At 72.1% G+C, this 21927-nt stretch carries 18 protein-coding genes; 6 read left to right on the top strand and 12 right to left on the bottom strand.

The features are described 5' to 3' along the window. The first annotated feature begins 32 nt into the window (after nucleotides 1–32). A complete protein-coding gene (locus tag FHX52_RS13235) occupies nucleotides 33–2054 on the top strand; it encodes an NADPH-dependent 2,4-dienoyl-CoA reductase (RefSeq protein ID WP_141822735.1) in 2022 nt (673 codons plus the stop codon). 2 nt (nucleotides 2055–2056) lie between these two features. On the opposite strand, the gene FHX52_RS24570 is transcribed toward FHX52_RS13235, so the two are convergent. From FHX52_RS24570 to FHX52_RS13215, 4 genes are read right to left on the bottom strand one after another with little or no spacing between them, the layout of a single operon-like run. Further along, nucleotides 2057–3352, bottom strand: a complete 1296-nt coding sequence (locus FHX52_RS24570) for a glycosyltransferase (protein WP_185747273.1) — start codon at nucleotides 3350–3352, stop codon at nucleotides 2057–2059. Nucleotide 3353: 1 nt separating this feature from the next. Next, the gene (locus FHX52_RS13225; RefSeq protein WP_141822731.1) at nucleotides 3354–4388 is read right to left on the bottom strand and encodes an LLM class flavin-dependent oxidoreductase; all 1035 of its coding nucleotides are present in this window, start codon (nucleotides 4386–4388) and stop codon (nucleotides 3354–3356) included. Beyond that, nucleotides 4385–4927, bottom strand: coding sequence for a 2'-5' RNA ligase family protein (locus FHX52_RS13220; protein ID WP_141822729.1), 543 nt, complete (start codon nucleotides 4925–4927; stop codon nucleotides 4385–4387). Before FHX52_RS13220 ends, FHX52_RS13225 begins: the two co-directional genes overlap by 4 nt. A gap of 6 nt (nucleotides 4928–4933) precedes the next feature. Further along, complete coding sequence (locus FHX52_RS13215) at nucleotides 4934–5371, bottom strand: MarR family winged helix-turn-helix transcriptional regulator (protein WP_141822727.1); 438 nt, start codon at nucleotides 5369–5371, stop codon at nucleotides 4934–4936. 89 nt (nucleotides 5372–5460) lie between these two features. On the opposite strand from FHX52_RS13215, the gene FHX52_RS13210 reads away from it, so the two are divergent. Continuing rightward, nucleotides 5461–7338, top strand: a complete 1878-nt coding sequence (locus tag FHX52_RS13210) for an ABC transporter ATP-binding protein (protein WP_185747272.1) — start codon at nucleotides 5461–5463, stop codon at nucleotides 7336–7338. 19 nt (nucleotides 7339–7357) lie between these two features. Here the strand turns inward: FHX52_RS13210 and FHX52_RS13205 are convergent, their stop codons facing one another. The 4 genes from FHX52_RS13205 to FHX52_RS13190 all read right to left on the bottom strand — a co-directional run bounded on the left by FHX52_RS13205 (nucleotide 7358) and on the right by FHX52_RS13190 (nucleotide 11536). Further along, nucleotides 7358–8440, bottom strand: coding sequence for a ferritin-like domain-containing protein (locus FHX52_RS13205; protein WP_141822724.1), 1083 nt, complete (start codon nucleotides 8438–8440; stop codon nucleotides 7358–7360). Between the two features lie 13 nt (nucleotides 8441–8453). After that, the gene (locus tag FHX52_RS13200) at nucleotides 8454–10349 is read right to left on the bottom strand and encodes a hypothetical protein (RefSeq protein ID WP_221630597.1); all 1896 of its coding nucleotides are present in this window, start codon (nucleotides 10347–10349) and stop codon (nucleotides 8454–8456) included. A gap of 79 nt (nucleotides 10350–10428) precedes the next feature. Further along, nucleotides 10429–10797 carry a VOC family protein gene (locus FHX52_RS13195; RefSeq protein WP_141822720.1) on the bottom strand — a complete coding sequence of 123 codons (369 nt, stop codon included), beginning with the start codon at nucleotides 10795–10797 and terminating at the stop codon, nucleotides 10429–10431. Nucleotides 10798–10936: 139 nt separating this feature from the next. Then, nucleotides 10937–11536, bottom strand: coding sequence for a class I SAM-dependent methyltransferase (locus FHX52_RS13190; protein WP_141822718.1), 600 nt, complete (start codon nucleotides 11534–11536; stop codon nucleotides 10937–10939). A 106-nt stretch (nucleotides 11537–11642) separates the two neighbouring features. Here FHX52_RS13190 and FHX52_RS13185 point away from each other — a divergent pair, with 106 nt between their 5' ends. Then, nucleotides 11643–12173 (top strand): PH domain-containing protein, encoded by a 531-nt coding sequence (locus tag FHX52_RS13185; protein WP_246069961.1) that lies wholly within the window; start codon nucleotides 11643–11645, stop codon nucleotides 12171–12173. Next, nucleotides 12170–13654, top strand: a complete 1485-nt coding sequence (locus FHX52_RS13180) for a PH domain-containing protein (protein WP_246069960.1) — start codon at nucleotides 12170–12172, stop codon at nucleotides 13652–13654. Before FHX52_RS13185 ends, FHX52_RS13180 begins: the two co-directional genes overlap by 4 nt. A gap of 45 nt (nucleotides 13655–13699) precedes the next feature. On the opposite strand, the gene FHX52_RS24130 is transcribed toward FHX52_RS13180, so the two are convergent. Together FHX52_RS24130 and FHX52_RS13170 are read right to left on the bottom strand one after the other, a co-directional pair. Next, a complete protein-coding gene (locus FHX52_RS24130) occupies nucleotides 13700–14860 on the bottom strand; it encodes an ankyrin repeat domain-containing protein (protein ID WP_221630596.1) in 1161 nt (386 codons plus the stop codon). Between the two features lie 224 nt (nucleotides 14861–15084). Further along, on the bottom strand, nucleotides 15085–16086 hold the full coding sequence (locus tag FHX52_RS13170; protein ID WP_246069959.1) for a gluconolaconase: 1002 nt from the start codon (nucleotides 16084–16086) through the stop codon (nucleotides 15085–15087). A gap of 137 nt (nucleotides 16087–16223) precedes the next feature. Here FHX52_RS13170 and FHX52_RS13165 point away from each other — a divergent pair, with 137 nt between their 5' ends. Both FHX52_RS13165 and FHX52_RS13160 read left to right on the top strand, forming a co-directional pair. Further along, nucleotides 16224–17426: a sensor histidine kinase gene (locus tag FHX52_RS13165; protein WP_141822716.1), complete on the top strand. Its 1203-nt coding sequence runs from the start codon at nucleotides 16224–16226 to the stop codon at nucleotides 17424–17426. Further along, nucleotides 17423–18076 carry a response regulator gene (locus tag FHX52_RS13160; RefSeq protein WP_141822714.1) on the top strand — a complete coding sequence of 218 codons (654 nt, stop codon included), beginning with the start codon at nucleotides 17423–17425 and terminating at the stop codon, nucleotides 18074–18076. The genes FHX52_RS13165 and FHX52_RS13160 overlap by 4 nt, the downstream gene beginning before the upstream one ends. A 44-nt stretch (nucleotides 18077–18120) precedes the next feature. On the opposite strand, the gene FHX52_RS13155 is transcribed toward FHX52_RS13160, so the two are convergent. After that, a complete protein-coding gene (locus tag FHX52_RS13155; RefSeq protein ID WP_141822712.1) occupies nucleotides 18121–19179 on the bottom strand; it encodes a LacI family DNA-binding transcriptional regulator in 1059 nt (352 codons plus the stop codon). Nucleotides 19180–19186: 7 nt separating this feature from the next. Further along, complete coding sequence (locus tag FHX52_RS13150; protein WP_141822710.1) at nucleotides 19187–21694, bottom strand: glycoside hydrolase family 3 N-terminal domain-containing protein; 2508 nt, start codon at nucleotides 21692–21694, stop codon at nucleotides 19187–19189. Nucleotides 21695–21927 lie beyond the last annotated feature (233 nt).

The raw sequence follows: 21927 nt of genomic DNA, 5'->3' as shown, positions 1-21927 counted from the left end.
CCGAGCGGTAACCAGCGGCTACCCTCGGACCCGTGACGACGGCATACCCCCATCTCCTCCGCCCGCTGGACCTCGGCTTCACGACGCTGCGCAACCGCGTCGTCATGGGCTCGATGCACACCGGCCTCGAGGACCGCGCGCGTGACTTCGACCGGCTCGCGACGTACTTCGCCGAGCGCGCCCGTGGCGGGGTGGGGCTCATCGTCACCGGTGGCTTCGCGCCGAACCTCGCCGGCTCGCTCTACCCCGGCGGGTCGGTGCTCGTCACGTCGAGGCAGGCGCGACGGCACCGCGTCATCACGAGCGCGGTGCACCGCGAGGGCGGCACGATCGCGCTCCAGATCCTGCACGCCGGCCGCTACGCCTACCACCCGCTGGCAGTGTCTGCCTCCGCGGTGAAGTCCCCCATCTCGCGCTTCACCCCTCGCGCGCTGTCCGACCGGGCCGTCCGCGGCACGATCGACGACTACGCCCGCTGCGCGCGCCTCGCCCGTGAGGCCGGCTACGACGGCGTCGAGATCATGGGCTCCGAGGGCTATCTCATCAACCAGTTCCTCGCGCCGCGTACCAACCACCGCGAGGACGACTGGGGCGGCTCCCCCGAGCGCCGCAGGCGGCTGGCCGTCGACGTGGTGCGCGCCGTGCGCGAAGCGGTGGGCCCGGACTTCATCGTCGTCTACCGCCTCTCGATGCTCGACCTGGTGCCCGACGGGCAGTCGTGGGACGAGATCGTCTCGCTCGCCACAGAGGTCGAGGCTGCCGGGGCGACGATCATCAGCACCGGCATCGGCTGGCACGAGGCACGCGTGCCGACCATCGTCACGTCGGTGCCGCGCGGGGCCTTCACCCGCGTGACGGCGAAGCTGCGGCCCGAGGTGTCGGTCCCGGTCGTCACGTCGAACCGGATCACCATGCCCGACCTCGCCGAGCAGGTCGTCGCCGACGGCAGCGCCGACCTCGTGTCGATGGCCCGGCCGCTGCTCGCGGACCCTGACTGGGTCGCCAAGGCCGCCGGTGACCGCGCCGACGAGATCAACACGTGCATCGCCTGCAACCAGGCCTGCCTCGACCACACCTTCTCGAAGCGGACGGCGACCTGCCTCGTCAACCCGCGCGCCGCCCACGAGACGCTCCTCGTGCTCGCCCCGAGCCGGCGCACCAAGGCCGTCGCCGTTGTCGGCGGCGGACCCGCCGGGCTCGCGGCAGCCGTGGCGCTCAGCGAGCGGGGTCACCGGGTCGAGCTCTTCGAGGCCGGCGCGGGCCTCGGCGGGCAGTTCGCCATCGCCCAGCGCATCCCCGGCAAGGAGGACTTCGCCGAGACGATCCGCTACTACCGCCGGCGTCTGGAGCTCGCGGGCGTCAAGGTGCACCTCGGGCGTCGCGCCGGCGTCGACGACCTCACCGACTTCGACGAGGTGGTCGTCGCGACCGGCGTGGAGCCGCGCGTGCCCGACGTGCCGGGCATCGACCACCCGTCGGTCGTGACGTATGCCGCGGCCGTCCGTGACGGCGCCCCGGTGGGCCGCCGGGTTGCCGTCATGGGCGCCGGCGGCATCGGGGTCGACGTGTCGGAGTGGCTCACCCACGTCGAATCGCCGCTCACCATCGAGCAGTGGATGGCCGAGTGGGGCGTCGGCTCACCCGACGGGTCCCGTGGTGGCCTCGTCGCCCCGCAGCCCGCTCCGTCGCCGCGCGAGGTGCACCTGCTCCAGCGCAAGGCCACGTCGATCGGCAAGGGACTCGGCAAGACCACCGGATGGGTGCACCGGGCCTCGTTGAAGGCCAAGGGAGTTCACCACCACGTCGGCGTCAACTACGAACGCATCGACGACGCCGGCCTGCACATCTCCCACGGACCCGACCACACGGACCCCGAGGTCATCGGCGTCGACACCATCGTGCTGTGCACAGGGCAGGAGTCGGTCAACGACCTCGGGCCGCAGCTCGCCGCGCGCGGCATCCCCGTCCACGTCATCGGCGGCGCCGACGTCGCGGCCGAGCTCGACGCGAAGCGCGCCATCCGCCAGGCCACGGAGCTCGCCGCGACCCTCTGACCTCACCCCACTCGTGACGAGAGGTGGGCGTGGATGAGGCGTGCAGCGTCGCCCGCACCGTCCTCGGCGCGCACCCGCCCACCGAGCCGGTATGCCGCCTCGCGGGCTTCCGGAGACAGCGCGACCTCGAGCGCCTGCTGGAGTCGCGCCGGCGTCAGGTCCTTGCGCGCGATCGGCTCGGCTGCGACGCCCAGGTCGGCCATACGCCGGCCCCAGTAGGGCTGGTCGGCGGCGTGCGGCACGACCACCTGCGGCACGCCCGCCCGGAGCGCGGCTGCGGTGGTGCCCGCACCGCCGTGGTGGACGACGGCGGCGCACCGGGGGAAGAGCGCCCCGTGGCTGGTCGCCCCCACCCCGATGAGCGACGATCCGCCCGACGCGCCTGCGCCCGAGCCCGGTGGGACAACGAGCCCGGCGAGGCCTTCGCTGAGCACCCCTCGCACACCGAGCCGCCCCAGCACACCGGCCACGTCGCGCGCCACCCCGACCGGGTCGGGAGTCGGCATCGACCCGAAGCCGACATAGACGGGTGGTGGCCCCGCCGCGAGGAAGTGCTCGAGGTCCGGCGTCAGGGACTCGCCTGGGGCGTCGTCGCGCACCCAGAAGCCCGTCTGGCGCAGGGCCGGCGGCCAGTCACCGGCCGGAGGCACGATGGCCGGGCTCGCTCCGAGAAGCGTGGGCGTGCTCTGGGCTGCCTTCACGTAGTCACGAAAGCTCTTGCGGGGCAGGCCTCGTCGTCGACGGATGAGATCTCCCGGTGGCCGAAAGAGGTCGAAGGCGACCCGGCCCGCGAGAATGCTCCACGCGAGGTTCAGCCGAGACGACGCGCGTGGCCGCAGGGCGAGTGCCACGGACGGCCCGTCAGCACTGGGCCACACGGGAGCGAAGACGGCATAGACGTGCGGTTTCGCAACGCTCCCCTCGACCGAGAGCAGGGCGTGGACGGCGTCGAACGTCAGGGCACCCGAGACGACCGCGTCGGCCTGCTCCACGAGCCGCTCGAGATCGCCCGCCAGTGCGACGGCCGTCTGCGCGACGACCTGGCGCATGAGCCGTGCCTCGCGCACCTGGGTGATCGCCGAGCCCTGCAGCCCGTCGCGGCCGAGACCGGTGCGCAGCGGCCCCTCGAGGTCGAACGACAACGGCTCGAAGCGCACCCCATGACCCTCCACGAGCGGGCGGAAGTCGGCAGCGGCAGCGAGCGAGACGGCATACCCGAGCTGCTCGAGACGTGGCGCGAGCGCGAGAAGCGGCTGCACGTCGCCGCGCGAGCCCATGCCGACGAGCAGGACCCGCACGTCAGTCCTCGGCGAGCAGCTCACGCACCCGCGGCACGACCTCCTCGGCATAGAGCCGGATGCACTCCATGCGCTGGGCGTGCGGCAGGGTTCCGAAGGAGTACTTGAGCTGGAAGCGAGAGAGGCCGAGCGCCCTTGTCGTGTCAGCGATCTTGGCCGCGACCGTGTCGGGCGACCCGCAGTAGACGGCGCCGTCGGGGCCGAGCTGCAAGGCTGCCTGCTCCTTGGACATCGGGGCCCAGCGCCGCTCGCGGCCGAGCTTGTTCATGTAGGGCAGGAAGTGCGGCAGGAACTCCTCGCGCGCCTGCTCGTCGGTCGCCGCGATGTAGCCCGGGGAGTGCACCCCCAGCGGCAGCTCGGGCTTGCCCATCTCGGACAGCGCCCGGCGGTAGAGGTCGGCGAGCGGCACGAACTGCCGCGCCGATCCGCCGATGATGGCGATGACGACGGGGAAGCCGTAGTGCGCGGCCCGCACGACCGACTGCGGCGTGCCCCCGACACCGACCCAGACGGGGAGGTGGCCCGACTCGGTCGACGGCATGATGCGTTCGACCTGCACGGGCGGGCGGGTCGAGCCCTGCCAGCTCACCGGCTGCTCGGCGACGACGGCGGCGAGCAGGTCGAGCTTCTCCTCGAAGAGCAGCTCGTAGTCGGAGAGGTCGAGGCCGAAGAGCGGGAACGACTCGATGAACGAGCCTCTGCCGACAGTGATCTCGGCGCGACCGTTGCTCAGGGCATCCACGGTCGAGAAGCGCTGGAAGACCCGGATCGGGTCGTCGCTGCTCAGCACGGTCACGGACGTGCCGAGCCTGATGCGCTCGGTGCGGGTGGCGAGCCCGGCGAGGAGCACCTCCGGGGCGCTCACGGCGTAGTCGTCGCGGTGGTGCTCACCCACGCCGAAGAAGTCGAGACCGAGGCGGTCGGCAAGCTCGCCCTCGGCGAGCACCTCACGGATGACGACCGCGGGGTGCAGGGGGCTGCCGTCAGGGCCGGCCGCGATGTCGCCGAAGGTGTCGAGGCCGAGTTCGAGGCTCATGGCTCCATCGTAGGTTTGCCGCCGACGGGCCACGCACGCCGTGCCGTGGGATCCCAGCGCCGGACCGTGGCGATGCTGCCGTCGAGGGGTCGGGTGCGCCCGAGGACGGCGAGCGCGTCACCGACCTGCCGCGACCCCAGACCCCGAGCCAGGGTGACGTGTGGGGTCCACCGGCCCGGTCGCACGACCTCGGGCACCTCGGGTGCCGCCGACATCGCGCGGGCGACCGTGGCGTGCAGGCGCAGCAGCTCGTCGCTCGGCACGACGAGGTGGGCCAGCACGAAGCGCCTCGACCCCATGACGAGCAGCGGCCCGAGGCGAACCGGCACGGGCAGCAGGGCGCCGATCTCACGGGCGATCCGGCTCTCGACGAAGTCGGGGACCCCGGTCGCGACCGACAGCGTGATGTGAGGGGCGTTCGTGGCGCCCTGGTGGGCCGCCTGGCTCGGGAGGCCGGCCTCGGCGAGCGCCGTCCACTCCTGCCTGACTGCCGCGTCGGTCGCGGCGTCGAGCAGTGCCTCGACCGAGTGAAGGGACACGGGCTGTCAGCCTTCTCGTGGGTCGAGCTTGACGAGAGTCTCTGCGAGAGAGGCTCGCTCGCTCTCCGTGAGGCAGCCGAAGAACTCTGCGGCGCCTTCGCGCCGGGCCTTGTCGACGTCACCGAGCACCTCGGCGCCGACTGCGGTGAGCGACACGGTCATGGCCCGACGGTCAGCGGGGTCGGGGGCCCGCTCGACGAGCCCGCGCGCCTCGAGTCGGTCGACGACGTCGGTCGCCGACCGAGGTGCGATGCGCAGGTGGTCGGCGACGACGCCGAGCCGGGTGGGTCCGTGGTGGCCGATGACGCGCAGCGCCCGTGCGTCGTGCGGCGACAGGTCAGGGCCGAGGCCGCGAGACCACGTGCGGCGCAGCGCCCGCGCGGCGCCCATGAGCAGCTCGTCGAGGGACGGCTCGCTCGAGGACGGGTCGTCTGCGGGGCGCATGCGAGCAGCATACGGCGTGGTTTGCGTTGTTTCCTCATAGTGAGGTAACCTCAGCATCATGGATCGGAGAACAGAGATGGAGTGATCCCTTGAACGAGACCACCAACACCACCCCCGCACAGCGCGGCCCCCGCGGAGCCAGCGGCGGCCGCTTCGGACGCCCTGAGAAGGTCGACCCCGCCGACCGCGAGCAGCTCGCCGAGTCGCCCGTGCCGATGCGCCGGGTCCTCGCCCTCTTCAGCCCCCACCGGCGGCCGGTCGCCGCCGTCACGGCGATCATCGTCGCCATCTCGGTCATCTCGATGGCCTCCCCGTTCCTGCTGCGGGCCGTCATCGACGACGCCCTCCCCCACCAGGACGTCAGCCTCCTGCTCTGGGCCGTCGGCGGCATGCTCGCCGTCACCGTCGTCACGCAGCTGCTCGGCGTCGTGCAGACCTGGCTGACGACGGCCGTCGGCGAGCGCGTCATGCACGGGCTGCGCACCGACGTCTTCGCGCACCTGCAGCGGCAGTCGATCGCCTTCTTCACCCGCACCCGCAGCGGCGAGGTGCAGTCGCGCCTCACCCACGACATCAGCGGCATGCAGGCCGTCATCACCTCGACGGCCACCTCGATCGCGAGCAACGTGACGACGGCCGTCGCGACCGCGATCGCCATGGTCGCCCTCAGCCCCCGGCTGTCGCTGCTGTCGCTGCTCGTCATCCCGCCGGCGGTGTGGATGACCCGCCGGGTCGCCCTGCTGCGCCGCGACATCACCGCCCGCCGGCAGCGCCGCCTCGCCGACCTGCACAGCCAGGTCGAGGAGACCCTCACCGTCAGCGGCATGACGCTCGTCAAGACGCTCGGCGCCGCCGACACGACCGCGCGCCGCTTCACCGACACCTCGTCGGACCTCGTCGACCTCGAGATGCGCTCCCAGCTCGCGGGCCGCTGGCGCATGGCCACGATGCAGATCATCTTCGCCGCGATCCCCGCCCTCATCTACCTCGCCGCGGGCTTCCCGGCGACCTCAGGCGGCATGACGATCGGCACCCTCATCGCCTTCACGACGCTGCAGGCGGGCATCTTCCGTCCGCTCATGGGCCTGCTCAACGTCGGTGCCCAGTGGATCAGCTCGATGGCGCTCTTCAGCCGCATCTTCGGCTACCTCGACCTGCCCGTCGACATCGCGCCGCCCACCGACCCGGTGCGCGTCGACCACGACGACATCCGCGGTGACGTCCGCTTCGAGGCCGTCCGCTTCACCCACGACACCACGAGCCGGTATGCCGTCGACGACGTCTCGCTGACCGTGCCCGCCGGCACGACGCTGGCTCTCGTCGGCGAGACTGGCTCGGGCAAGACGACCCTCGCCGGGCTCGTCGCCCGCCTGCACGACCCGACGTCGGGGCGGGTCACCATCGACGGCATCGACCTGCGCGACCTCGACCCCGCCGACCTCGCGCGCATCGTCGGTGTGGTCAGCCAGGACACGCACCTCGTGCACGCCTCGATCCGCGACAACCTCCTGCTCGCCGCCCCTGCCGCGAGCGATGCCGACCTGTGGCGCGCCCTCGAGGCTGCGCAGGTGTCAGCCCTCGTCGCCAGCCTGCCCGACCAGCTCGACACCGTCGTCGGCGCGCGCGGCCACCGCTTCTCCGGCGGCGAGCGTCAGCGCCTCGCCATTGCCCGCACGCTCCTGCGCAACCCGCGGGTGCTCGTGCTCGACGAGGCGACGAGCGCCCTCGACAACGAGACCGAGCGCGAGCTGCAGGCCGCCCTCGACCGCCTCATGGAGGGCCGCACGACGATCACCATCGCGCACCGCCTGTCGACGGTGCGCCACGCGGAGCAGATCGCGGTGCTCGACCACGGCCGTGTCGTCGAGCTCGGCGACCACGACCGTCTCATGGCGCTGGAGGGGCGCTACGCCCGTCTCGCGGCTGCTCGCTCGGCGGCGGAGCGCGAGCCCGTGCTGGCCGCCTGAGACGGAGGGCGCAGCGCCACTACCCTGACGCGGCCCCTCGGACGTACTCGAAGGTGGGAGCTGCGAAGCGGCCGGTGCCGGGCAGGCGGGTGCTGACGAGCTTCTGCGCGGTGAGCTGCATCTCGACCATGACGCTGAGCGCCATCGACAGCTCGTCGGGGTGGCCGTTGAACGTCCGGTCCAGCGCCCCGAGCAGGGTGGTGTAGGACAGGTTGAACATGTCGACGAGCACCCGTGCCGGGCTGTGTGCCGGGTAGTCGGCGGACTTCGCGTCCGTCACGAGGTCCCACACACCCGCGGGGTCGAGACCGACGGGCTCGCCCGCAAAGGCCCAGCCGGGCGGTGCGTCGACCGACACGAGCCGCCGCCCGTGCACGATCTCGGCGAAGCGGTAGTAGTGCGCGACGACGTGCTGCCCGTCGAGAGGAGAGGCGCCGGTGCCCTCGCCCTGCTCGACGATGACGTCGATGGCAGCCAGCGCTGAGGCGAGGCCCGACACCGCGAAGAGCTCGGCCGAGGAGTACCACCGGGAGTCGACGACCTGACGTGCCGGGTCCCCGACGAAGATCGTCTCCTTCTGCTTCCCGGAAGCATCCTCGAGGTCCGCGAGCTTCTCCTTGATCGCGGCGTAGAACTGCCCGATGGTCGCGAACTCGGGTTGACCGGCCATGGCGGTGAGGGCACGGGGCACACCGTCGGGGATGTGGATCACGGACTCCGGCTCCTCGATGGCCATGAAGACGTCGTGCACGAGGCGGCGGGACAGCTTCGCCAGCCCCACGGTCAACGAGGAGTGCACGCCCATCGGGAGCGGGCCGGGGTAGGAGGGGATGAACGTGGGGTCGTCGATGCGGGGCGTCCCACCGATGGCGTTGAGCACGTTGCAGGCGATGGTCAGGTGCAACATCTCCTCCCCGACGACGGAGCCGATGATCGCTGCTGCCTCGCTGTTGTGGCCCTGCTTGATGGAGAACAGAGCCGTCAGGTACGGCGGTATCGTCGCGTGCTCGAGCTCGATCGCCGCCTGGAGACTGGGATAGAGGTCCGACGGCCGCGTGGCCCCACGGACCTCGTCGACGTGCCTGCGCTCGATGGTGATCATCGTCGTGCTCCCGTCACCGGTCGGACCGGGACGAACGCTCCGGCCTCAGGAAGGTGTGTGCGAACCGGCTCTTGCTGTCGACCGCCACGTCATGGTCGGGCGCCGGCTCGGCCAGCGGCGGCCCGCCGGGGCGATGACCCGGCACCGGACGGCGACCCGCCCCGTCCTCCGACGTCACGGGTTCGTTCAGGGACTCGAGCCAGGCGACCAGCATCCGGCGCTTCGCCGCCGACAGGTCGCGCGTCACCGGCATGTGGTTGGGGTCGGTCATCGGCCGGGTGAAGGACAGGATGAGCAGGTCGCGGTTCTCGCGGACGGCAGCCTCGTCGGACAGGTCGATGAAACCACGGCTCATGATCGGGTAGAGGTTGGCGAACTGGGTCAGCACCGGCTTGACGTCGGTCTCCCACGTGGGCGCTTCGGGCGGTTCATAGGCGTCGCGCACGTGGACGACGACGTAGTCGAAGGGCTGCCGGCTCGAGTTGCCCTGGCCCGGCAGACGGTAGTCCACGAGGTAGACCTGTCCGTCGAGGTAGCCGCGAGAGTTCTGCGGGTCGCCGGCGGTCAGGACCACCGTCGCTGCGCCGTCGTCGACCGCCGCGGTGGCCGGCAGCTCCAGCGCCGCTTCGGGCACGCCCATGTCCGGGATGGGGATCTCGGCGATGCCGGGAGTCTTGTCGTCGGGTCCGCTGCCGCCCTGACCGGGGACCCGTCCGAGCTGGCGAAGCTGGACGGTGGTGTCACTGATGGCAGCTCCCCGGCAGGTGGCCCGCAGGGTCACCTCCGCGGAGTCGCCGGGGTCGAGCCGCAGCACTCCCGGCTCCGCGCCCACGAAGAGGCCGCCGACGGTCTCACGGATCGCCACGACCCCGAGGCCACCACCCTCGCCGGTGCCACCCGGGTTGAAGGGCGCGTCGTAGACCAGCGCCAGTGGCAGCGCCCGCGCTCGGTCGAGCTGCGCCGCGGTCAGGGGCAGTGCCACGACGCCACCGGTGGCCTGAAGCCACCTCGGCGCGGCGTAGTCGATGGTCCCGACCGCCTCGAAGGTCTCGGCCGTGACGGGGGTGTTCTCGGCGATCGACTCGTCGGCGAGGATCCCAGCCGTGAGGGTGCCGATGTCGAGCTGCGTCCCGACCACATCGCTCACCTGCAGGGCATTCGAGAGGTCGAGGAACAGCGTGCTCGACTCCTCGTGCACGAGACCGGAGAAGAAGGTCGCACTGGCGCCGTACGACGTGAAGCCCGAGGCCGGTGCGAAGCGGCGACCGAGCACGTAGGACTCCGGCTCGCCGTCGAGGTAGGGGCCGATGGTGCCGATCACCGTGCCCAGCGTGAACGTCGGCGACGCGGCCTTGCCGTCGTAGCCCAGGGTCGTGAGCCGGATCGACAGCTGGTCACCGCACGTTGCCGACCGCAGCTCTCGCAGCACCTGGCTCTTCTCGAGCGCGGCTTCTGCGAACACCACGCCCTCGAGCACCGACTGGAAGGTCGAGGAGGCCGCCCCGTCGCCACTCGAGTTGGGGTTGCGCGAGAACCACAGGTCGCGGAACGCGTTGCTGCGGTACTCCCCTCGCAGCAGCTCGGCGCCGTCAGGGCCCACCAGACGCACCGCAAGACCCCACGGGGCCGACGCGAGCTGCCACTGCGGGTCGAGATCGACGAGCTTGGCTGCTGTCCTGTCAGCAGCACCGGTGACACCGGCGCCGAGCACTGGCTCCGATGCGGCGTCGGCGGTCGTGCTGCCGTCGGCATGCCCCACGCTCGTCACCGCGCACCCCACGAGGCGAAAGGCCCCGGAGCCGGTCGGGTTCCACCAGCCGTTGTAGTCGTGCTTCTCCTGCAGCTGCTGGAACTGTGGATCGAAGGAGCGGTCGTCGTAGTGCCTGACGTCGTTGTTGACGGTCGACACGTCGGCTTGGAACCTGCCTGCAAACGTGATGCGTGACGGGTGGAGAAACACGGTGAGACCCCCTTGAGTCGACGTGCTGTCAGTGCGAAGCCGAGCTCTTCAGGAGTCCGACGATGTTGCCGTCCGGATCGGTGAACATGGCGAACTCGTAGGCGTCGGCCCGCTGCGGCTCGACGTAGCGGGCACCCCCGGCCTCGACGACCGACGCCAGCGTCGCCTCCAGGTCGTCCGTGGCGAGGTAGAAGCGAGCGCCGGGCTCCCAGCCGGGGACTCCGACCTGGGCCTGTCCGATGCCACCGAGGGACGTCGGGGGTGGACTGCCGAAGGTGACGTAGGCGAAGCCGCCGCTGGACTCGTAGTCCCAGCCGAAGGCGGCTCGGTAGAAGGCGCGAAGCTCGTCCGGGCGCTCGGAGATGAACTCGAACATCACGACGGGGTGATCGTTCATGGCACTCCTTTGTCCCGATTCGCACGATAGGGGCAGCTCATGCGCCCTGTCCGCCGAATGCCGAGAACGGGGTGTGCTCAGCGGGTGAGGGCGACCCCGCCCTGGCCGCGAGGCCCGCGAGGCTCACTCCGCACGATGCTCACTCCACGACGACGCGCGCCCACTGGTAGTGGCCGCCGTCCTCGAACCTCGACCAGGTGTCGAACGCCGTGACGTGCCCGACAACGGAGAACAACGCCCGGACGTCTTCGTCCGTCCGGCTGAGGAAGTACCGACCGTCCGGGTCGGTCCACTCGCGCTTCTCGTCGGCGCCCCAGACCCCGACCTCGAGCACCCCGCCGGGACGGATCACGCGATGCAGCTCTGCCAGCGCACCCTCCAGACCGTCGCCCGGCAGGTGCATGAGGGTGCTCATCGACCAGCCCGCATCGAACTCGTCGGCGTCGTAGGGCAGCTCGGTCGCGAGACCCTCGACAGCATCGAGGCCGAGTCCGCGACACAGCTCGACCGCGGCCGTCGAGAGGTCGAGGCCCCGGTAGGCCAGACCTGCTGCCGCGAGCACGGTCCCATCTCGACCTGCGCCGCAGCCCACCTCCACCACCGAGGACAGTCCGGCGTCGCGACAGAACCGCACGAAGTCCGCGAGCCGACGCTCACGCTCCTCACCGAGCGGGCGCTCTGCCCGCTGCGCCATCTCCTGGTTGTAGTAGGAGCGCAGCCGCTGCTCGATGTTCGCCATCCGCGCACCCTAGGACGGCGGCGAGGGCGGCGGACAGTCGACAGGACCGCGACGGCATACCGTGGTCGGTTGTCGAAGCCGGGCGACGCTGTGGCACCGTGGGGCCGTGGACGTGCGCGACGACCAGCCCCCTCCGACGCAGCCGGCCCGGCGGCCGATGCGCGAGCCCGCCCACCGGGTGTCGACCCGCGCCATCGGGATGTGGACGGTCGAGGCCCTGACCGTCGTGCTCGTCCTGCTCGGCGGGCAGGTCGTCTGGTGGTTCATCGACGACCGTGCCTCCCGCACCGCCCACTGGGTCGTCGGCGCGGCCTGGCTCGTGCTGTCGGTCGCCTACGTCATCGGTATGCCGCGCTGGCGCTACCGGGTGCACCGCTGGGAGGCGACCGAGCACGCCATCTACACGCAGTCGGGATGGCTGCGGCAGGAGCGGCGCATCGCCCCGCTCAGCCGGGTGCAGACGATCGACCTCGAGCGCGGCCCGGTCGCGCAGCTCTTCACGCTCGCCTCGGTGACGGTGACGACGGCGTCCGCCGCCGGCCCGCTCACCATCCACGGCCTCGACCTGCCGGTCGCCCGTGAGCTCGTCGAGGCGCTGACCACCTCGGCGGTGCGCGAACGGGGCGACGCCACGTGAGCGAGTGGCGCCGCCTCAACGCGAGGATGCTGCTCGTCCACCCCATCGAGACGCTCGTGCGGCTGCTGCCGGCCGTCCTCGTCGTCCTCATCGCCCGGTCGGGCTCCGACAGCGACGCGCGCTGGGAGCTCATCGCCCTGCCGGTCATCGTCGCCTGGGGGGTCCTGCGCTGGGTGACGACGCGCTACCGGATCATCGACGGCCAGATCGAGCTGCAGCGGGGGTTGCTCAACAAGCAGACGACGACGGCCCGGCTCGACAAGGTGCGCACCGTCGACCTCACGGCGAAGGTGCACCACCGCGTGCTCGGCCTCGCGAAGGTCGAGATCTCGACCGGCGGCGGACCGCGCGACCGCCTCGTGCTCGACTCTCTCCTCGTCGACGAGGGGCGACGCCTGCGCGCCGAGCTGCTGCACCGGGCCAACCCCGAGGTCACCGCCCTCCCCGCGCCGACCGGGTCACCCACCGACCTCTCCGATCTCGCTCCCGGGATCGACGCCGCACCGCCCGCCGACGAGGAGGTTCTGCTGCGCCTCGACCCGTCATGGATCCGCTACGCACCGCTGACGACCACCGGACTCGCCACTGCCGCAGCGGGACTCGGCTTCCTCACCCAGGGCTTCACTCGCTTCGGCGACACGAGCGAGCTCATCGTCGAGCGCGCACAGTGGGTGCGGGAGCTCGCCTGGTGGGTCGACGCCGTCCTCGTGCTCGTGCTCATCTGCGGCCTGGCCGTCGCCGCCTACGTGCTGACGTTCTGGGGCTTCCGGCTCACGCGCAACCGGCTCGGCAGCCTGCACACCCGACGGGGCCTGCTGACGACCCGGGAGACGAGCATCGACCCGGCACGGGTTCGCGGCATCCAGGTCGACGAGCCGCTCGGGCTGCGCCTGGCCGGTGCCCGGCGCCTCAAGGTCGTCACCACCGGGCTCCTCAAGGAGCAGGGCGGGTCCGACTGGCTCTGCCCTCCGGCTCCGGCCGCGACGGTCACCGCCCTGTCCCGTCAGATCACCCCGGACGAGGCGGCCGTCTCCGGCGAGCTCCTTGCGCACGGCTCCGCCGCGCGGCGCCGGCGGCTCACCCGGGCCGTCGTGCCCGTGGTCGTCGTCCTCGCGCTCCTCGTCGTCGGCCGGGTCGCCTGGGGGTGGACCGCGGCCCTGCTCGGCATCGCGCCCGTGCTCCTCGTGGCGGCAGTCGCCCTGGGCATCGACCGCTACCGTTCGCTCGGGCACGCTGTGACCGCAAGGCATCTCGTCACCAGGCACGGGTCGCTCGACCGGCAGCGCGTCGTGCTCGACCGCGACGGCATCATCGGGTGGAAGGTCGAGCAGTCGTTCTTCCAGCGCCGCGCCGCCATCGCCACTCTTGTCGCGACGACCGCAGCCGGCCGCCAGCACTACGACGTCGTCGACGTTCCTATCGAGCAGGCCTACGCCGTGCTCGCCGAGGTCAGCCCGGAGCTCGTCGACCAGTTCCGTTGAGCCAGAAGGCCTGCGCACACAGGGCCTGCGCTCACGAGGAAGGGTTCACGAAGCCGGTGCGTCGAGGAGCCGGACCATTGACGTGTAGCCCTTGGCGCGGGCGTGCTGGAGGGCGGTCACCCCGTCCTTGTCGGCGATCGCCCGGTCGGCACCCGCAGCGAGGAGGATGCGCACGATCTCCTGGTGGGCCGGCCCGCCGTCGCCGAGGATGACGGCCTCGAGCAGGGCGGTCCACCCGAGGTCGTTGACGTGGTTGACGTCGATGCCGGTGCCGACGACCCGCCGCACGTAGTCGACGTGCCCACGCTCGCTCGCCGGGATGACCGAGATGCCGCCGTAGCGGTTGCGGATCGTCAGGTCCGGCTTGGCGGGCAGGAGCGCCTCGAGCATCGCCACGCTGCCGGTGACTCCCGTGACGAGCCACGGGGTGTCGTGCCGGTCGTCGAGCGCGTCAGGGTCGGCGCCCATGGCGACGAGCACCCTTGCGGCATCGACGTGGTCGCCGGTGACGGCAAGGAGCAGCGCTGTGCGTCTGCGGTCGTCGCGAGCCTCGAGGTCGGCGCCGGCCCGCAGCGCACCTGCCACGGCATCGGCATCACCTCGGGTCGCCGCGGCGAGCAGCGCAGCGTCCGGGTCGGCCGGGGGCTTGGTCGTCGTTGCCTTCACGAGCACTCCTTCGAGTCGGGTGTGGCCACGGGTGCGGGCCATCTGCAGTGGGGTGAGGCCCTCGTGGCGTGAGCGTCGGGTCAGCTCCACGCCGCCCGCCACGAGCACCCGGAGGGTGTCGACGTAGGCCGCGGTGTCGCGTCCGAGCCACACGGCCTCGTGGATCGCCTGGTAGCCGATCCTGTTGACGTGGTTGCGGTCGATGCCCGCCCGGAGCAGCTGCCCCACGACGAGGGAATGACCACGCTCGGCTGCGCGGATGAGGCCGGTGCCGTTCCAGCTGTCCTTGTCGTCGACCGCAGCCCCCTGCTCGAGGGTCAGCCGCAGCAGCTCGAGGTGGCCCTCGCTCGTCGCGACGAGGTATGCGGACTGCACCGTCTCGTCCTTGGCGTTGACGTCGGCGCCCTGCCGCACGAGCGCGGCGGCGCGTGTGACGTCATCGGCCCACGCGGCCTCACGCAGCTGCTGGTCGAGCCGCGCCTGCTCGGCCGCCGACCGCGGTCCCGCCGCCGGCTTTCCCTCGAGTGGCCGCGTCGTCACACCGGCACCACCTTTTCCTGGTGCTGCCGAGGTCACGGGGCCACTCGAGGTGGCTGTTCCCCCCTCGAGTGGCCGCGTCGTCACACCGGCACCGCCTGTTCCTGGGGCTGCTGAGGTCGCGGGGCCACTCGAGCACGCAGTGAGGGCGGTGAGGGCGGTGAGCGTCACCGAGGCCGCGAGCGCCACCACGGCGGGCGGCATACGTCGGCGGCGTGGCATGTCGCTCATCGTCCCACCGGAGCGGTCACGACCTCGTAGGGCCCGGAGGCGACCGGCTCGTCGAACTTGCTGTCGACGAGGAGGAGCCGTCCGCGCAGGACCTTGGCGGTCGTGAGCACGCGGGTCGGGTCAGTGGCGCGCTCGGACGCGAGGGCGGCTGACCCGCCGTCGGCCGCGAGCTCGAGCGTGGCGAGCGAGCGCGCGAAGTTGCGCACGACCGTGAGCCGCGAGCCCTGGAGCACGAGGCCGTCGGCGTCGGTCAGAGCGGCAGAGCCCGTCTCGACACGCGAGGCGACCGTTGTGCGCAGGTCGAAGCGCCACAGGGCGCCGACGTTGCCCTGAGCGACGACGAGGGCCGAGCGGTCACTCGTCACGACGATGCCACCGAGGTTGAAGCCGGGCGCCCGCGTGATGGTGCCGGAGGCGTCGGCCCACAGCTCCATCGACCACGCGGGGCCTTCCGCCGAGACCCGGAACACCTGCGGCGCATTGGAGTTCGTGACATAGGCGGCCCCATCAGGCCCGATCGCGACATCGTTGAGGAAGACGTTGTCACCGGGCGCTCGGAGGGCGGCGAGCAGCTCGCCATCCGGCGAGTAGACCCACAGGTCAGGCCGGCCCGTGCCGATGCCGTTCGGACCGCCCGCCACGTAGACCCGGCCGGCGGCGTCCGTCGTGACGCCGCGTGCGGTGTAGCGCCCGTCGGTCCCGTCACCCGCGAGCCACTCCTCAGCGTGCGCGCTGCCGGCCTCGCCGCGGTGGATCTCGCCGCCCGTCGTCTCGCTGACGTAGAAGAGGCCGCGTGCCCCGTCGACCCCGATGCCCTCGAACTTCGAGCCGCCCGGGTCGCCCCCGAGCTGGTAGGCCGCCGGACGGCCCTCACCCGCGGGCGACGCCGCTCCCGGTGAGGCCAGCAGCAGCGGCAGGGCGACGGCGACGGCGACGGCGACGGCGACGGCGACGGCTGCAGTGGTGCGCTTCGTCAGCATCTCGGTGAGGGTGCTCATCAGGGTCTCCTTCGTCGGTGGTGGGTGCCACCACCACGATCCGTGCCGCGCCCCGCTCACCGCGTCGGGCAACCGTCCACTCCGAGATAGCCGATCGGATGATGTGGACCGCCCTGTAGCCTGCCTAGGCTGCGGTCATGGAGGAGGGCATCCTCGCGCCGGTGGCGCGACTCGACCGGTGGCTCGACGCCGTCCTGGTCGTGCTCCTGCTCACCTGCTCGGTGCGCTACCTCCTACGCCACGACCTCGACGCCGGAGGGGTTTTCGTCCTCGCCGGCGCCGTGGTGCTCGGCACCGCCTACCTCACGAGACGGCTCGTCGCCGACCGGCCACCGTGGCCCGTCGTGTGGGTCGCCGTCGTCGTCGTGCTCTGGGTCGCGCTGACCCTCGTCGCCCCCTCCTTCGCCTGGACGGCGGTACCCGTCGCCTTCGCCGTCCTCCAGGTGCTCCCCTTCCCGTATGCCGTGTCCGTCGTCGTCCTCATGACCGCGGTCGTCAGCGTGGGGTGGAGTCGCATCACCGACGACCTCGACCCGACGGTCTTCGTCGGCCCGGTGGGCATCGCCCTCGTGACCGTCCTCTCCTACCGGGCGCTCGAACGCGAGGCCCGCACGCGCCAGACGCTGCTCGAGGAGCTGACGGATGCCCAGGCGGATCTCGCTGCGGCACAACGACGCTCGGGTGCCCTGGCCGAGCGCACCCGCCTGTCACGCGAGATCCACGACTCGGTCGGGCAGGGACTGTCGAGCATCAACCTGCTGCTCAATGCTGCGGAGCAGGACTGGGAGAGCAGGCCGGCCATCGCCAGGGAGCACGTTGCCGCAGCGGGCGTGACTGCGCGCGAGGGGCTCGACGATGTGCGTCGCGTCGTGCGGGACCTCGCACCCGCGGGGCTCGACGACGCCGCTGGCGAGGCCTCCCCCGACGCTCTTCCCGACGCGCTGCGCCGCATCGCCGAGCGGTCCGCCCACGACGTGGAGGTGCAGGTGCGGGTCCACGGCGACCCGGTCGCCGTTCCGTCGACGGTGGCCGGCGCCCTCGTGCGGTCGACTCGCGGCGCCCTCGCCAACGTCGTCGAGCACTCCGGTGCGCGCCGGGCCGTCGTCAGCCTCACCTACCACCCGGACGAGGTGCTCCTCGACGTGCGCGACGACGGGCGCGGTTTCGACCCCGCGCGAGCGGGTGGCGACGGCGACCGCGGTCGGGGGCTTGACGGCATACGGCAGCGGGCGGTTGACCTCGGCGGGTGGGCCGACGTCGAGAGCAGTGCCGGGGAGGGCACGACGGTGTCCGTGCGCTTCCCCCTCGAGGCGGCCGGCGACGGACGTCCGGCGACATGACCGGCGCACCGGGCGAGAAGGTCGTGCGGGTCGTCCTCGTCGACGACCACCCCGTCGTGCGCGCGGGGCTGCGGGCCCTGCTCGGCAGCCAGGCCGACCTCGCCGTCGTCGGCGAGGCGGGCGACCTCGCTGCCGCCGAGCAGGTCGTGCGGGCGGAGCGCCCCGACGTCGTGCTCATGGACCTCAGCCTCGGTGACGGGCCCGGGGGCGCGGAGACGACCGCCCGGCTCGTGGCCCTGCCGGACCCTCCGCACGTCCTCGTCCTCACGACCTACGACACCGAGGCCGACATCCTGCGCGCCCTCGAGGCGGGCGCGGTCGGCTACCTGCTCAAGGACGCCCCGCCGGACCAGCTCTTCGCCGGCATCCGGGCGACGGCCCGCGGCGAGACGGTCCTCTCCGCCTCGGTGGCAGCCCGGCTCGTGCGACGCGCATCCTCTCCCGGCCCGGTCGTGACGGAGCGCGAGGTGGAGGTGCTCGAGCTGCTGGCCCGGGGGCTGGGCAACCGTGAGATGGCGCGCGAGCTGCTCGTGTCGGAGGCGACGGTGAAGTCGCACCTGTCGCACGTCTACACCAAGCTCGGCGTCGACACACGGGCCGGAGCCGTGGCAGCCGCGATCGAGCGCCGGATCATCCGCTCCGGCGGCTGACGCCCGGGCCCGGCGGCAGGGGCAGCGACGTCGCGCGGAGGGCGTCAGCCGGACGGGTGCTCAGTGGGCCGGTCCGTCGACTCGCGCAGGACGAGCTCGGTCGCGAGCTCGACGTGGTGGGAGTCGATCGACTCGCCGTCGATGAGCCGCAGCGCCGTGCGCACGGCCACCCGGCCCATCTCGGTGAGCGGCTGACGAACCGTCGTGAGCGGCGGCGACGACATGCGGGCGAGCTGGGTGTCGTCGAAGCCGACGACACTGAGGTCCTCCGGGACGCGCAGGCCCCGTGCACGCGCCGCCTCCATGACCCCCACGGCGATCTCGTCGGACGCGGCGAAGATCGCCGTCGGGGGCACCGGGAGGTCGAGGAGGGCGGCACCACCGGCGACGCCATCGGCATACATGAAGTGGGCGGAGCGGATGTACTCGACGGGCACGGCGATTCCCGCCCGCTCGAGCGCGGCCCGGAAGCCACTCATCCGCGCCTGGTTGCACGCCGCTCCGAGGTGGCCACCGAGGAAGGCGATCCGCCGGTGCCCGAGGTCGAGCAGGTGCTGGGCGGCGGAGAGCCCGCCGACGAAGTTCGTCGACCCGATGCTCGTGACGTCGACGTTCGGCAGCTCGAGGGGGTCGATGACGACGAGGTGCACGCCCGCCCGCGAGAGAGCGGCGAGCTGCTCGTCGGACATGATGCTCGTGACGGCGATGAGGGCGCGCACCCCCGAGTCGGCGAGGTCGCGAGCCCAGTCCTCCGGCGGACCCTCGACCGGCGGCGCCCCCGTCGGCCGGCGCGTCACGATGACATGGGTGCCCGTCGGCGCTGCGGCGTCGACGACGCCCTGGATGATCTCGGCGGAGTAGGCGTGCAGGTCACCCTCGAACGCGAGCTCGATGGCGGGCCGCACTGCGAGGCGCCGGGCGGCCGCGCCGCGGGGGCGGTAGCCGATGCGGTCGAGCAGGTCCTGCACGCGCTCACGGGTCTCGGGTGCCACGTCGGTGCGTCCGTTGACCACCTTCGACACCGTCGCCACCGACACCCCGGCCGAGGACGCCACCTCGGCAAGGGTGGTGCGGGGGCGTGTGCGCGCGCTCGGACCAGCCATGTCAGACCTACCCGGCGACGCGCTCTGCGGGGCCGACGTGCACGGGCGTGTCGAGGACCCGGTCGACCCCGACGACACGGGTCTCGCCGGTGAGGCGCAGGACGCCTCGGCACGGCAGGTCCCCGGCCGAGCTGCCGACCATGACGTGGACGTCGCCGGGCTCGACGATGCGCCGCAGGTCGCGGCCGGTGTATGCCGTCCGGTCGGCGTGCACGGTGAAGCTCACACGGCGAGACTCTAGGGGCTCGAGCGAGACGCGGGCGAAACCGACCAGCTGGAGGACGGGCCGCGTCACCTGCGCCACGACGTCGCGCAGGTAGAGCTGCACGACCTCGTCACCGGCGCGGTCACCGGTGTTCGTGACGACGGCGGAGACCGTGACCTCCCCGTCCGTCGCGATCTCGGCCGCACTCAGCTCCAGGCCGTCGATCGCGAACTGCGTGTAGGACGAACCGAATCCGAAGGGGAAGAGCGGCGAGACGTCGAGCGTCGTGATGCCGTCGTTGCCCACGCCGAGTCGTGGCTGGAGGTAGGTGCTCGGCTGGGCCCCGGGGTGCCGCGGGATCTGCACTGGCAGGTGCCCGGACGGCTGGACCCGCCCCGAGAGCACGCCTGCGATCGCCGACCCGCCCTCCTCGCCGGGCATGAAGGCCTGCACGAGACCGGCGGCGCGACCCGCGATCTCGCCGAGCGCATACGGCCGCCCCGAGACCACGACGACGACGACCGGGGTGCCGGTCGCCAGCAGCTCGGCGACGAGCTCACCCTGCACGCCTGGCAGCGTGAGGTCGGCGGCGTCGCAGCCCTCACCCGACGTGCCGTGGCCGAAGAGCCCGGCGAGGTCGCCGACGGCGACGACGCAGACGTCAGCCTGCCGGGCCGCCTCGACAGCCTCGGCGAAGCCGGAACGGTCGTCGCCTCGCGTCGCGCAGCCGCGGGCGTGCACGAGCCGCGCGTCGGGCAGCTCGGCGGCCAGCGCGTCGGCGAGGCTGGGCACCTCGATGCCGAGACCGCGCGAGGGGTAGCGCGGGAGGACGTGGTTGGGGAAGGCGTAGCACCCCATGAAGGTGCGCGGGTCGCTCGCCGCGGGGCCGACGACCGCGATGGTCGCGGGCGCGGTGCGCCCCTCCCCCACGAGCGGCAGAGCCGTGCCGGCGTCGAGCAGCACGACACTGCGCTCGGCCATCTCGCGGGCGAGCGCGCGGTTCTCCGCGGAGTCGAGGTGCACCTGCTCGGCCCGGGTGACCGAACCCTCCGGGGTCCAGTCCGGGTCGAGCAGCCCGAGCTCGATCTTCTGCCGGAGCACCCGGCGGGCCGCGCGGTCGACGACCGCCTCGTCGAGCTCGCCGCTCGCGACCCGGTCGACGAGCTGCTGGCTGAAGCCGAGGGTGTCGGGCAGCTCGACGTCGATGCCCGCCTGGAGGGCGAGCACGCCGGCCCCGTCCATGTCGGCCGCCACCCCGTGCATCGAGGTGAGGAAGGGCACCGCCCAGTAGTCGGAGACGACCGTGCCCTCGAATCCCCAGGTGTCGCGCAGGAGCTCGGTGAGCAGCCAGGGGTCGGCCCCGGCGGGCACGCCGTCGATGTCGGAGTAAGAGTTCATCACCGACCCGACCCGGCCGAGGCGGACTGCCATCTCGAAGGGCGGCAGCATGATGTCGACGAGCTCGCGGCGCCCCATCGGCACCGGCCCGTGGTTGCGCGCGGCGCGCGACGCCGAGTAGCCGACGAAGTGCTTGAGGGTGGCGATGACGCCGGCGCCCTGCAGCCCCCGCACGTATGCCGTGCCCAGCACCGACACGAGGTAGGGGTCCTCGCCCATGGTCTCCTCCACCCGGCCCCACCGGTAGTCGCGCACGACGTCGAGCACGGGCGAGAGCCCCTGGTGGATGCCGAGCGCCGCCATGTCGCGGCCGATGGCGGCCGCCATCCGCTCGACGAGGTCGGGGTCGAAGGTGGCTCCCCACGCGATGGCGGCCGGATAGACGGTCGCGCCGAAGGCGGTGAAGCCGGTGAGGCACTCCTCGTGGACGATCGCCGGGATGCCGAGGCGTGAGCCGTCGATGACGACGCGCTGCTGCTTCATGACCTCGGCGGCGCCGCCGGCGGGAGTGGTCGGGACGCTGCCATAGACGCGCGTGAGATGACCGAGCCCCTGGGCAGCGGCGTCCTCGAGGGCGATGGTGCCGGAGGCTGCGAAGACGTCCTGCATGGGGGCGACGTTGAGCACCTCGTCGGGGTCGAGATCGTCACTGGGGGCTGCGCCGGTGGGGGCCGCGTCGGGGGAGTCCTCCGAGGAGGTCTCTGGGGACGTCTCGGAGGAGGTCTCGGTGTCGGCCGTCATGTCGTTGAGCGCCCACCGGCTGCCGAGCTGACCCACCTTCTCGGCCAGGGTCAGCCGTGCGAGCAGGTCGTCCACGCGCTCGTCAGGACTGCGCTCCGGGTCGCGCCACACCTCGGTCGGCACGAGGATGGGGCGGGCGGGGGCGTCCTGGGGAAGGCGCGTCTCGACCATGGTGAGCTCCTTTGCTGAGGCCGTGTGTCGAAAGTTTTCGACATGTCTCTGAGTAGTCAGGGTGGGATCTGGTGCTCCTATGAGCACGAAATCCCGCCTGGTGAGCCCGGACACGGTCTGGTCACAACCCTTGACACCCAAAACTTACGAAAAGTATCGTCGCACACACCAAGTTGTTGCGGAAGACCGTGTTTCTCGCCTCGCCGGGAAATCTCGGGCAAGGTGACACAGGA

The organism is Humibacillus xanthopallidus (assembly GCF_006717145.1).
Taxonomy (GTDB): domain Bacteria; phylum Actinomycetota; class Actinomycetes; order Actinomycetales; family Dermatophilaceae; genus Humibacillus; species Humibacillus xanthopallidus.
This window is presented reverse-complemented; position numbering and strand designations above follow the sequence as displayed.

Bases quoted from the DNA above. Each gene is read 5' to 3' on its own strand.
- FHX52_RS13225 (WP_141822731.1), bottom strand. From the start codon at position 4,388: ATGAGCCTCGAACTCGGCCTCGACACCTTCGGCGACATCGCGGCCGGC.
- FHX52_RS13215 (WP_141822727.1), bottom strand. From the start codon at position 5,371: ATGCGCCCCGCAGACGACCCGTCCTCGAGCGAGCCGTCCCTCGACGAG.
- FHX52_RS13205 (WP_141822724.1), bottom strand. From the start codon at position 8,440: ATGATCACCATCGAGCGCAGGCACGTCGACGAGGTCCGTGGGGCCACG.
- FHX52_RS13195 (WP_141822720.1), bottom strand. From the start codon at position 10,797: ATGAACGATCACCCCGTCGTGATGTTCGAGTTCATCTCCGAGCGCCCG.
- FHX52_RS13190 (WP_141822718.1), bottom strand. From the start codon at position 11,536: ATGGCGAACATCGAGCAGCGGCTGCGCTCCTACTACAACCAGGAGATG.
- FHX52_RS13170 (WP_246069959.1), bottom strand. From the start codon at position 16,086: ATGAGCACCCTCACCGAGATGCTGACGAAGCGCACCACTGCAGCCGTC.
- FHX52_RS13165 (WP_141822716.1), top strand. From the start codon at position 16,224: ATGGAGGAGGGCATCCTCGCGCCGGTGGCGCGACTCGACCGGTGGCTC.
- FHX52_RS13160 (WP_141822714.1), top strand. From the start codon at position 17,423: ATGACCGGCGCACCGGGCGAGAAGGTCGTGCGGGTCGTCCTCGTCGAC.
- FHX52_RS13155 (WP_141822712.1), bottom strand. From the start codon at position 19,179: ATGGCTGGTCCGAGCGCGCGCACACGCCCCCGCACCACCCTTGCCGAG.
- FHX52_RS13150 (WP_141822710.1), bottom strand. From the start codon at position 21,694: ATGGTCGAGACGCGCCTTCCCCAGGACGCCCCCGCCCGCCCCATCCTC.